Origin of the sequence: Kocuria rhizophila (assembly GCF_003667225.1) — a bacterium.
Classification (GTDB): Bacteria; Actinomycetota; Actinomycetes; order Actinomycetales; family Micrococcaceae; genus Kocuria; species Kocuria rhizophila.
In genome coordinates this window covers 1-10403 of the sequence record NZ_RCOM01000078.1, presented here as the reverse complement: position 1 = coordinate 10403, position 10403 = coordinate 1, and the positions used below count along the sequence as shown (strand labels likewise).

Annotated in this window: 9 protein-coding genes; 6 read left to right on the top strand and 3 right to left on the bottom strand. The window is 69.7% G+C overall.

Annotation, left to right across the window (positions count from 1 at the left end):
• From D9R02_RS09750 to D9R02_RS09740, 3 genes are all read right to left on the bottom strand, one after another.
• Window positions 1-613: phosphatase PAP2 family protein (locus D9R02_RS09750; RefSeq protein ID WP_147435350.1), on the bottom strand; the 613-nt coding region annotated here is incomplete at its 3' end.
• A 40-nt stretch (window positions 614-653) separates the two neighbouring features.
• Window positions 654-1913, bottom strand: a complete 1260-nt coding sequence (locus D9R02_RS09745) for a lipopolysaccharide biosynthesis protein (protein ID WP_121566827.1) — start codon at window positions 1911-1913, stop codon at window positions 654-656.
• Window positions 1907-2761 carry a glycosyltransferase family 2 protein gene (locus tag D9R02_RS09740; protein WP_121566826.1) on the bottom strand — a complete coding sequence of 285 codons (855 nt, stop codon included), beginning with the start codon at window positions 2759-2761 and terminating at the stop codon, window positions 1907-1909. Before D9R02_RS09740 ends, D9R02_RS09745 begins: the two co-directional genes overlap by 7 nt.
• Before the next feature lie 372 nt (window positions 2762-3133).
• Here D9R02_RS09740 and D9R02_RS09735 point away from each other — a divergent pair, with 372 nt between their 5' ends.
• The 6 genes from D9R02_RS09735 to serA all read left to right on the top strand — a co-directional run bounded on the left by D9R02_RS09735 (window position 3134) and on the right by serA (window position 10259).
• Complete coding sequence (locus D9R02_RS09735) at window positions 3134-3778, top strand: Wzz/FepE/Etk N-terminal domain-containing protein (protein ID WP_039101352.1); 645 nt, start codon at window positions 3134-3136, stop codon at window positions 3776-3778.
• Window positions 3775-5037, top strand: coding sequence for a hypothetical protein (locus D9R02_RS09730; protein WP_121566825.1), 1263 nt, complete (start codon window positions 3775-3777; stop codon window positions 5035-5037). Before D9R02_RS09735 ends, D9R02_RS09730 begins: the two co-directional genes overlap by 4 nt.
• 310 nt (window positions 5038-5347) lie before the next feature.
• The gene (locus tag D9R02_RS09725; protein WP_039101350.1) at window positions 5348-6739 is read left to right on the top strand and encodes a glycoside hydrolase family 71/99 protein; all 1392 of its coding nucleotides are present in this window, start codon (window positions 5348-5350) and stop codon (window positions 6737-6739) included.
• Between the two features lie 91 nt (window positions 6740-6830).
• The gene (locus tag D9R02_RS09720; protein WP_039101349.1) at window positions 6831-7367 is read left to right on the top strand and encodes a DapH/DapD/GlmU-related protein; all 537 of its coding nucleotides are present in this window, start codon (window positions 6831-6833) and stop codon (window positions 7365-7367) included.
• 5 nt (window positions 7368-7372) lie between these two features.
• Window positions 7373-8488, top strand: coding sequence for a glycosyltransferase (locus tag D9R02_RS09715; RefSeq protein WP_121566824.1), 1116 nt, complete (start codon window positions 7373-7375; stop codon window positions 8486-8488).
• Between the two features lie 574 nt (window positions 8489-9062).
• Window positions 9063-10259, top strand: a complete 1197-nt coding sequence (gene serA / locus D9R02_RS09710; RefSeq protein WP_039101347.1) for a phosphoglycerate dehydrogenase — start codon at window positions 9063-9065, stop codon at window positions 10257-10259.
• Window positions 10260-10403: the final 144 nt, after the last annotated feature.

Below are 10403 nucleotides of genomic sequence, written 5' to 3'. Positions count from 1 at the left end.
ATCGGGCACCCCCGCCGCCCCCGCCCATGCTCCGGGGCGGCGCCGCCACACGTGGCCGGAAGTACGCGAGGTAGATGACCACGAGGACGAATGTGGACGTGGCCAGCGTGTGCCCGGACGGGAACGAGTAGGAGGAGTCAGCACCCATCAGCATGTCCGCGATCGGCGGCCTGCCCCGGCCGGCGATCGACTTGATCCCCACGATGCACAGCACGGCCACGCCCATGGCACCGGCGAGCAGTGCGGGGGGCCACCAGTGCCGGCTGCGGCGCAGCCAAACCGCCACGGTGGCGGCGCAGATGATCATCATCCCGGCGGGCGCGGTGATGGTGGTGATGACCTCCAGGACCGCCGTCGCCACGGGATTGCGGTGCTCCATGAGCCAAGTCATGGCGGGGACGTCCCACCGGGAGAGGTCCTCCTGCTCGGTCCACCAGTCCCACACCGAGAAGAACAGCACGAGGCCCACGACCACCATGAGCAGCGCAATGACCATACGATTCCGGCGGTCACGGGAATCGAGCGCGGCGGGTTCGCTCAAACGGTCGCGGATGAAGCCGGAGCGTCCCCGGGCCGCCTGCGCCGGGCGGACGCCGGATCCAGGAGTTGTCATGCGAGAAAGCTACGACCGGCTCCCGTGAGCACGCTGGTGCTCAGAGCACTCCCAGCCAGCAGACCGTGAGACCCACGGCGCTGAGCCCCGCCCCGAACCAGAACGACCGCCACGGTGCGGCCCTGCCCACGAGCAGGTAGGCGGTGAGCACCACGGCGAACTCGCGCAGCACCAGCACCGTGGCCGCGAGCTGCAGGTTGAACGACGCCACCCACGCGATCACGGCACCGAAGACGATGCCGATGACAGGCCCCACGAACGTCTTCCACGCCGCACCCGTGCGCACGAGCAGCACCGACGCCGCCCAGGACAGCACACCGGGGAAGGACACCATGGCGATGAACGGCACCATGGCCATCGCCGGGCGCCACTCCTCCCCCAGAATCGGTGTGAGGACGATGGCGGCAACCTGCGAGACGACCACCCCCGCAACGGCCAGGATGAGCGCTCGGAACAGGTAGTGGTCGCTGGCGTCCCGGATCTCGTCGGGGGTCTCCTTGTCCGCCACCCCCACACGCACCATGTTGGCGGTCGACGCCGCGAGCGCGTCTCCCGGCGCACGGCCCACGGCGCTGCCCGCGGTGTAGGTGCCCAGCACCGCTGTCCCGGCGAAGACCGTCATGAACAGCCGCTCGGCCTGGCCCTGCAACCAGGCCATGAGCGCGTAGCCGGACATCGTGGTCATGTCCGAGAGGATCGACTTCTCCCCGGGGGTGGACCGCGGCAGCGGTTCCGTGCTGCGTCGTGCGGCCCGCCAGCACAGCAGGGCGAAGGTGCCCTCCGTGACGGCCAGCTGCAGGGAGGGCCCCAGCAACGAGTGGGTCATGACGAGCACCGCACCGCCCACGGCCAGTCCCGCAACGGAGGCGCACAGCTGCATCCGCGCCAGGGTCCCCCACTGGTTGGTGGCCTGCAGGGTGCCCACGTAGAGCAGCCCCAGGGCGCCGAAACCCGGAGCGAACGCCACGGGAAGCACCTGGAGGAACTCGCCCCAGTTCTCCAGGGTCCCGTTGGAGCGCAGGAAAAGCATGAGCCCCACGAGGATCGTGAACGCCAGCACGGGCATGATCGCGCGGTAGCGGTTCATGATCCGCATGCCACCGGGTTCGGTGAGCACGCGGATCACCGCGAACCTGGCGCCGGAGTCGATGGTCACCTGGATGGCCGTGTAGCACAGCGTGACCACGTTGTAGATGCCCACGTAGTGCGGGTTGGTGAACGCCGCGAGGGTCAGGATGACCAGCGCCGAGGACACCCGGGGCAGGGCCCGCTCGATGAGGGACTTGATCTGGTTCAGCATGCGGGTTCCCTCGCCACGCCCGCGACCTGCGCAAGGTGCCGCCGCGCGTAGTGCCGCGTTCCGGGACGAACCCCGGCCACAACCGCCCGCAGCTGCTCGGCGGTGCCCACGGGGCTGCCGGGACCGCCCCCGTTGTCCACGAGCCACGTCATGCCGCTCGTCCGGGCCCACGCGTCCCACGCGCGCCGGACCTCAGCGTCCCGGGCGATGCGGGCGTGGTAGTCCGGCGCGCTCGACAGCTGCCCCGGGCTCAGCCGGTAGGCGATCAGGGGCACGGCCAGTTTGTGGATCCGGGCGCCCTGGCACAGGGCGTCGAGCCACAGGACGTAGTCCTCGGCGGTGTTGGGCCGCGCATAGGCGTCCGCGAGTTCGAGGCTCTCCCGGCGCGCGAGCATGCTGGAGTGGAACAGCGGGTTCACGAACGGCAGCAGCAGCCCGAGCTCCGTGCTCGTGAGGCTCCGGGGGTAGGAAGGCCGAGGGAGCATTCCCTGCCCGAACCGGACGCCGCCGCCGCACACGATATCCGCGCGGCCCAGTGCCCGCATGCTGGCGGTGAACCGCCACGGCAGCGAGAGGTCGTCCGCGTCGGTGCGCGCCACGAACGCGCTGTCGGTGGTGTCCAGCGCCTCCCTCATCCGGGCCACGGTCCCCACGTTCACCGCGTTCTCCCGCACGACGACGCGGCGGTCCACCACCCGATGGGCGGCTCGCTCGGTCTCGGCGTCCGGGCCGTCCACGGAGACCACGAGCTCGGAGTCGCGGGGCATGGCCCGCAGCGTGGAGCGCATGGCGCTCTCCACGGTGGCACCCGCGCGGTACGCGGGCATGATGACGGTCAGCTTCGGCATGGTGGCCCTCTCCCCTGATAACCACGAATCACCCCACCGTTCTCGGCTCCCCGGGGTGAACATCTGCGGACAAATTATTTGTCATAGAAACGCAGAGCGATATTCAGGCTATCATGGTGAAAGCGGGACAGGGAGGCGCGGTGGGAGTAGCGCAGAAGTATCCCGAGATTTCGGGCCTGCATGCCGATACCGCCGGGAATCCGGCACATCGACGCCACGGTGGCTGCACATCTGACGGATGTCCGAGAAAACAGAACCCTGTCCCCCAAATAGGGGCAATTGTCCAGACATTTGTCCCCAGTTATAGCTACATAAACATTGGGGGTTCCCGTCGGGCTGATGGGAATGCAGGAGAAAATTGGGGGAGATCACGTGTCAGCACGTGTCAAGAACGTCATCATCAAATTCGTGGGCATCGTCCTGGGGGTCACGCTCCTCGGCGCCGCCATCGGAGGCGGCGTGGCCGCCCTTCGCCCGGAGAGCTACACATCCACCACCACGGTCATGGTCACGCCGGCCCAGAACCTGCCGAACGGACAGACGGAAACGGTCTCGCAGTACATCCTCAGCAACATGCCCACGTACAACAACCTGGCGCTGACCACGAGCGTCATGGAGGAAGCTGCGGACCACGGCAAGTCCACGGATGAGATCGCCGACGACCTGACCGTCGAGGTCCCCACCGGTTCGAGCCTGGTCAAGCTGGCTCACACGGACTCCGACAAGGAACGCAGCGCCGCCGTGGCGGATGACCTGGCGGTTGGCCTCCGTAACGCGATCCGGCAGTTCTCCCCGCAGACCGACGGCGAGCCCCAGGTGGACGTCGCGATCGTCCAGCAGGGCAGTGCCGCGACGACGAGCGACGAGCCCAGCGCCAGTCAGTGGGCTCTCATCGGTGGAACCGTGGGGACGGTCCTGGGTCTCGCGGCTGCGCAGGCGGCCACCCGCCGACGCGTGGTGCCCCGCCATCACACGACGTCCTCGACCGTCGGGCAGAACGGTTCGCTGTCGTCATGAAGTGGCGTGATGCGATCACGATGGACCGCGTCCCGGTGCTCACGCTGATCGCCTTCCTGTTCGTCAGCTGGGCATCCACGGTCTACTTCCTGAATCACTCGGTCGTCACCCTGCCCAGCCCGTTCACACCCGTCTGGGCCGCGTACAACCACGCCGATGCGGCCCGCCTCGTGTCGTGGGCCGTCTGCGGTCTCCTGCTGGCGCTGCTCTTTCCGCTGCCAGGCCACCCACCCTCGTGGGTGGTGCTGATCAGCACCATCGGCAAACAGGTCCGCCCACTGTCCTGGCTCTGGATCCTGGTGACGTTCGGCGCCATGGCCGCCCTCGTGGCGACGAAGGGACGGTACCTGCTGGAAGCTCCGCAGTATCTGATCTTCATGGCGCCTCCTGCACTGGTGTCCGCGTCGAGCGTGGCGCAGCCGATGGCGGTGCTGGCGGCCGGGTTCCTGTCCGTGAGGCACCCGTTCCTGGGGAGGATCGCCATGGTCCTGTGGCTCGTGCTTCTGTTCGCGTGTGCCACACGGGTGTTCGCCGGGGTGGTCGTGCTCTACATGGCCGGGCGCTTCCTGGCGGGAGGGCGGGTCTCCTGGCTGGGGTGGTTGTACACAGCCGTGATCACGGTCGTGCTGCTCCCGATCCCGCTCTACTGCCGAGATCTGACCGAACACGGGTTGGTCCCGTACGCCCACGCCATGGCGGATGTCATCCTGGAGCCGTCGTTCATCAGCGAGTCCCTGCTCACCACCACCAGCAGCTTCGGTTTCAGCATCCCGCTGCTCGTGTTCACGAGCCACGAGTACGGGATCACGGCCCAGGACATGCTGATCTCCCTCAACCCTGGGCCGGGACGTCTCGTGGGGTGGGACGACATCCTGTTCTCGATGCGGGTCCACGAGTTCATCCCGTACTCGGCGCTGGGGGAATGGGCGAGCTTCGGCGGGTTCAGCCTCATGCTGTTCACGCTGGCCTGGGGTCTGGTGGTGCGCGGGTGTCTGCGCAGCGTGGGCTCCAATCCCCATCCCACCATGGTGCTCTTCCTTGCCGCCCTGCTGGGGATGGCCATGCTGACGGTCGTCATGATCACGCAGTACAACACGAGAGCCGTCAACCGCATCATCTCCATGATGATCGCGGTTGCCATCCTCGAACGCGTGCTTCGCCCTGCCACTGCGGCGTTCCTGCAACGCAGGTCGTTGCGCGTCACCCGCACTCGCGGTTCCACGGTGAGAGGCCCCGTAGCCGATGCCCACACGGGATGAAGACAGTCCGATGGCCCGGGTCGGAGCAAACCGGCGGACTGTCCTGATGCTCCTGGGAGTCGCCCCCCTGGCCGCGTGCGCATCGTGCGCGGACGGCCCAGGGCCGGTGTCCCGCACCCCCGCACCTGACGACGCCCTCCACCGGCGCCAGGTGTGGGCGCACATGGTACCGCAAGGTCTTCCCCTGGCATCCGGCAGCGACGTCCACTACGGCAGCGAGAGACCACTGTCCCTCGCACCTGCAGGGACCGGCTACCAGAGACAGATCGCGGACCAGGTCCAGCAAGCGCGTTCGGCAGGACTCACGGGAATGCAGATCCTCCTGCTGGAGGGAGTCAACACGGGTGCGGACTTCGTGGGTGACTGGATGACCGCCACCGATCAGTCGTGGGAGGGTGCAAGCTCCCCAGGACTCTCGGTCGCCCCCTGTCTGCAGGTGTCCTCCCCCAGCGGGGCCACGGCCATGATCGAGCAGTACGCGGAGACCGCAGCACAGCATGCCTCCGCCGCACGCTCGGGCAGCGCCCTCCTCGTCTGGATATACAACGCTCGGTCCCTCTCTCCCGGGCAGTGGGACTCGTTGCGCAGTGACCTCCATGAACGGGGCACCGACGTCTTCTTGGTCGCCGAGCTGCAAACCGAGGCCAGCCAGCACGGGGACTCGCTCGAGACCTCGATGATCGATCCCTATGCCCACTGCTTCGACGCCGTGTGGCTGTTCGAGGACAAGGAGTCGGCGGTCCTGGAGGATTTCGCCTCGTGGGCCGCGGCGAACGAGATCCCGTTCGCGGGCGGGACACTGCCCGGGTACGACAGGGAGACGGACCGTGGCGGCTACGTGGATGCCCGAGGCACCGAGCTGTGGCGGGGTCATCTGGAGGCCCAGTTGGCGTCTCACCCCGCGTGGTTGACGGCAGTCACGTGGAACGACGCCGTGGAGCACACGTCGGTCCAGCCCTCCACTGACTGGGGCAGCACGCGCGCGGATCTGTTGGCTCATCACTCTGCGGTCTTCAGGGACGCGGCCCAGGGGGACTCCGAAACCCGGGCCTACGTGAGCTCACCGCAGTACCTCGTCGCTGGGCGGAAGTTCCTGGCGGAGGGGCTCGTGGTCAACCACGGCGACGCCACCGTGCGGATTCGCGCAAGAGTCACGTCCGCCACGGGGCAGATCCTTGCTGAGGCCACCTCAGACCCCGTGGCCGCGGGCGGTGTCACAGCCGCAGTGATAGAGCGGGACCTCGACCTGCGCGGGGGTGAGCACGTCGTCACCGTCGTGGACGTCCTCGACGAGGGCGGCTCACGCGTATCCGGCGTCCGCGGCGCCCCGGTGGTCGTGTACGACGGCGGAGACCCCGCCGTCCCATCGCCGGACCGCCGCCGCTACTACTCCTTCGGGAGCCACGAGGCCACCGACTTCTCGGAGGTGGCGAAGATCGACCGCGGCGCGGGGCCAGGACCCGCCGGGATGCGCGTGCGGACCGCGCACCCGGTTCGGTCCGTGGAGTTCCTCCACAACACCTGGCCAGCGGGACTCGCGCTCGACGACACCGGCGTGGAGTTCCAGAACCCGCCGGAGAGCATCGTGGGTGGCCAGGAGGTGAGCACCGTCCCAGGCGGCTTCACCATCGCCCGGCTGGTGACCCACGAGGGAAAGATTGCGTACTCAGCACCCGTACATCACGCACCACCCGGCGGATAGAGGACCGAGAACCCCGCCACCGGCGGGCCGACAGGACGGCCTCCCGACACCTACATCGCAGGACCGCACGACCACCACAGGGGGAGAGAACATGACACACCACCACCGCCGCCTCGCCACGTTCACGGGCCGCGGCTACGACAAGGGCCGCAGCACCCTCCAGTGCGCGGCGTGGGCACTCGTCGCGGAGCCGCTGCAGCGCTCCGTGCTGTGCCCTCCGCTCGTGCGCACGCGCATCCTGCGCGCGTTCGGGGCCCAGATCGGGGAGGGCACCCTGATCCGTCACGACGTGCGGATCCACTGGCCCTGGAAGCTGAGCGTGGGCGAGAACTCGTGGATCGGCGTCGGCGCGTGGCTGCTGAACCTGGAGCCCGTCACGATCGGCTCGGACGTGTGCATCTCGCAGGGCGCCATGCTGTGCACGGGCAGCCACCGCGCGGACGACCCCGCGTTCGAGTTCGACAACGCGCCCATCACCGTGGGCGACGGAGCGTGGATCGCCCTGCGCGCCACGGTCCTGCGCGGCGTGACCGTGGGCGAGGGCGCCGTGGTGGGCGCCACCGCCCTGGTCACCCGGGACGTCCCGGCCGGCGAGCGCGTCCTGGCCCCCGTGGCCGCGAGGGCGTGAGCGGCATGCGGATCCTGCAGATCGTGGCCCTCGTCTCGGGCACCAACGCGTACGGGGGGCCCACCACGGTGGCCTTCAACCAGTGCCGCGCGCTTGCCGACGCCGGTCACGACGTCGTGCTCGCGGCCACCGGTTCCGAGCTGGGCACCCTGCTGCCCACGGAGCGCGACGGCGTGCGCACGGCCCTGTTCCCGCCGCACTTCGTGCTGCCGGGCGCGGGCTTCGCGGGGCTGACGTCCCCCGCGATGCTCTCGTGGGTGCGCCGGGTGGCCCCGAGCGCGGACGTGGTGCACGTGCACATGGCCCGGGACCTGCTGACCCTGCCCGCGGCGTGGCTCGCGCAGCGCGCGGGCACCCGGACGGTGCTGCAGACCCACGGGATGATCGACCCGTCGGAGAACCCACTCGCGGGTCCGCTGGACGCCGCCCTGACCCGGCGCGTGCTGCGGGACGCGCACCGCATCTTCCACCTGACACCGCGAGAGCAGCGGGAGGTGGCACAGGTGGCGCGCGGTCCCGTGAACCTCATGGAGCTGCACAACGGCATGCCCGTGGGCGCACAGTCGCGCACGGCGAGGACGGACGGGACCTGCCGGGTGCTGTTCCTCGCCCGGTTGCAGGAGCGCAAGCGCCCGCTCGCGTTCGTGGCCGCGGCCCGCTCGCTCGCGCAGCGCTTCCCGCACGCCACGTTCACGCTGGTGGGCCCGGACGAGGGACAGGGGGACGCAGTGCGCCGCGCGATCGCGGAGGCCGACCTCGGGGACCGTCTCACCTGGGCGGGCCCGGTGGACTCCGCGGGTGCCGCGCAGTGGATGCGGGACTCGGACCTCTACGTGCTGCCCTCGGTGGACGAGCCGTACCCCATGTCGGTGCTGGAGGCCATGTCCTCCGGGCTGCCGGTGGTGATCACGGACACGTGCGGTTTGGCGGACACGGTGCGCCGCACCGGCTCCGGGGCCGTGGTGGACGACTCGCAGCCGGATCTCGAACGCGCACTCGCAGAGCTGCTGTCCGACCCCGACCTGCGGGCACGCACCGGGCGGGCGGCGCGGGACACCATCGCCCGGGAGTACGGCATGGACGCGGTCCGTGAGCGGCTGCTGCGGGCCTACCAGGGCTGAGCGCCACACGCACCAGGAAAAGGTCTCGGAGGTGTCCCCCGTGCGGGGGACGGCGGACTGGCCGATCGGCCAGTCCGGTCCTGGCCGGGGGTCCAGCCCAGATCTGGCCGGTGGTCGGTGGTCCCGATCCGGGCGGCTCCGTAGCGTAGTTACTACCGGGTCAGAACGGATCAGCATCCGCTCGGGGATGGCCCGGTACATGTCACCGACGTTCAACAGCAAAGGACACGCACCATGGACATCTTCACCTCCATCATCCAGTCCCTCGGCACCGTTGCCGGCATCGTTCTCGACTTCCTCAAGGCCTTCGGCATCGCCGGCTGATTCCGGTCCTGAGACCCGGATGCGGGGTCTGATCCCGCATCCGCACCGCGCGGCCCCCGCTTCTCGGCGGGGGCCGCGCATATGCCGTCACGACGCCGCCCGCACGGCTTCCCGCCGCGCCGCACATCCGGTGCCGGGGCAGCGACCCCGGCCACGCGACGTCGTGCCCGTCCGCGGGTCACCCCGGCCCGACGGCGTCGTGCCCGGTCACGGGGCGGAGGGCCCCGAACCCGGACCGTAGGATGACAGCGTGAAGGCCTTACTGCTCGAGAACATCCACACCGACGCCGTCGACGCCCTGCGCAGCCGGGGGTTCGAGGTCGAGACCCGCAAGGGCGCCCTGGACCCCGAGGAGCTGCTCACCGCCCTGGAGGGCGTGGACCTGCTGGGCATCCGGTCCAAGACGCGGGTCACCCGTGAGGTCCTGGAGGCCCACCCGAAGCTGCTGGCCGTGGGCGCGTTCTGCATCGGGACCAACCAGATCGACCTCACGGCGGCCACGGACACCGCCACGGCCGTGTTCAACGCCCCGTTCTCCAACACCCGCTCCGTGGTGGAGCTCGCGCTCGCGGAGATCATCGCCCTGGCCCGCCACCTCACGGACAAGAACGCCGCCGTGCACCAGGGCGTGTGGAACAAGTCCGCCGAGGGCTCCCACGAGGTCCGCGGCCGCACGCTCGGCATCGTGGGCTACGGCAACATCGGCAAGCAGCTCTCCGTGGTCGCGGAGACCTTCGGCATGGACGTCTACTACTACGACGTCGAGGACCGCCTGGCCATGGGCAACGCCACCAGGTGCGACTCCCTGGAGCAGCTGCTCTCCTGCGTGGAGACCGTCACGCTGCACGTGGACGGGCGCGAGTCCAACACCGCCATGTTCGGCCGGGAGCAGTTCCGCCAGATGCGGCCCCGCTCCATCTTCCTCAACCTCTCGCGCGGCCACGTGGTGGACATCGAGGCGCTGCACGAGGCGCTCGTCTCGGGGCACCTGGCCGGCGCGGGCCTGGACGTCTACCCCTCGGAGCCCAAGGCCGCCGGGGAGCCCTTCGTCTCCCCGCTGCAGGGACTGCCCAACGTGATCCTCACCCCGCACGTGGGCGGTTCCACGGCGGAGGCCCAGGAGAACATCGGGGGCTTCGTGTCCGGCAAGCTGGTGGACTACTGCCGCTACGGCACCACGAGCCTGTCCGTGAACTTCCCCGAGGTCCAGCTGGACCCGGAGATCCGCGGCACCCGCCTGCTGCACATCCACAGCAACGTCCCCGGCGTGCTGGCGCGCGTGAACTCCGTGCTCGGCGAGCACGGGATCAACGTGGACCGCCAGCAGCTCGTGACCAAGGCCCAGATGGGCTACCTGGTCACGGACTGCGGCAACGGGGTCACCGAGGACGTGGTGGCCGCGATCCGCGCCCTGCCCGAGACCATCCGGGTGGCCACCGTCTCCTGACACCCGTTCCGGCGCACGACGCCGCCCGCGCACCGCGACCCCGTCACCCGCCCCGGGTGGCGGGGTCCGTTCGTGCGGGCAGGGCGCTGACTCGTCGCCGGCCCCGCCTCGGGCGGCCGCGCACGCGGACGCGCGGTCCGCGAC

What these genes read in the sequence shown, in the direction of transcription:
- D9R02_RS09745 (WP_121566827.1), bottom strand. Translation starts at nt 1,913, where the DNA reads ATGCTGAACCAGATCAAGTCCCTCATCGAGCGGGCCCTGCCCCGGGTG.
- D9R02_RS09740 (WP_121566826.1), bottom strand. Translation starts at nt 2,761, where the DNA reads ATGCCGAAGCTGACCGTCATCATGCCCGCGTACCGCGCGGGTGCCACC.
- D9R02_RS09730 (WP_121566825.1), top strand. Translation starts at nt 3,775, where the DNA reads ATGAAGTGGCGTGATGCGATCACGATGGACCGCGTCCCGGTGCTCACG.
- D9R02_RS09725 (WP_039101350.1), top strand. Translation starts at nt 5,348, where the DNA reads ATGCAGATCCTCCTGCTGGAGGGAGTCAACACGGGTGCGGACTTCGTG.
- D9R02_RS09720 (WP_039101349.1), top strand. Translation starts at nt 6,831, where the DNA reads ATGACACACCACCACCGCCGCCTCGCCACGTTCACGGGCCGCGGCTAC.
- D9R02_RS09715 (WP_121566824.1), top strand. Translation starts at nt 7,373, where the DNA reads ATGCGGATCCTGCAGATCGTGGCCCTCGTCTCGGGCACCAACGCGTAC.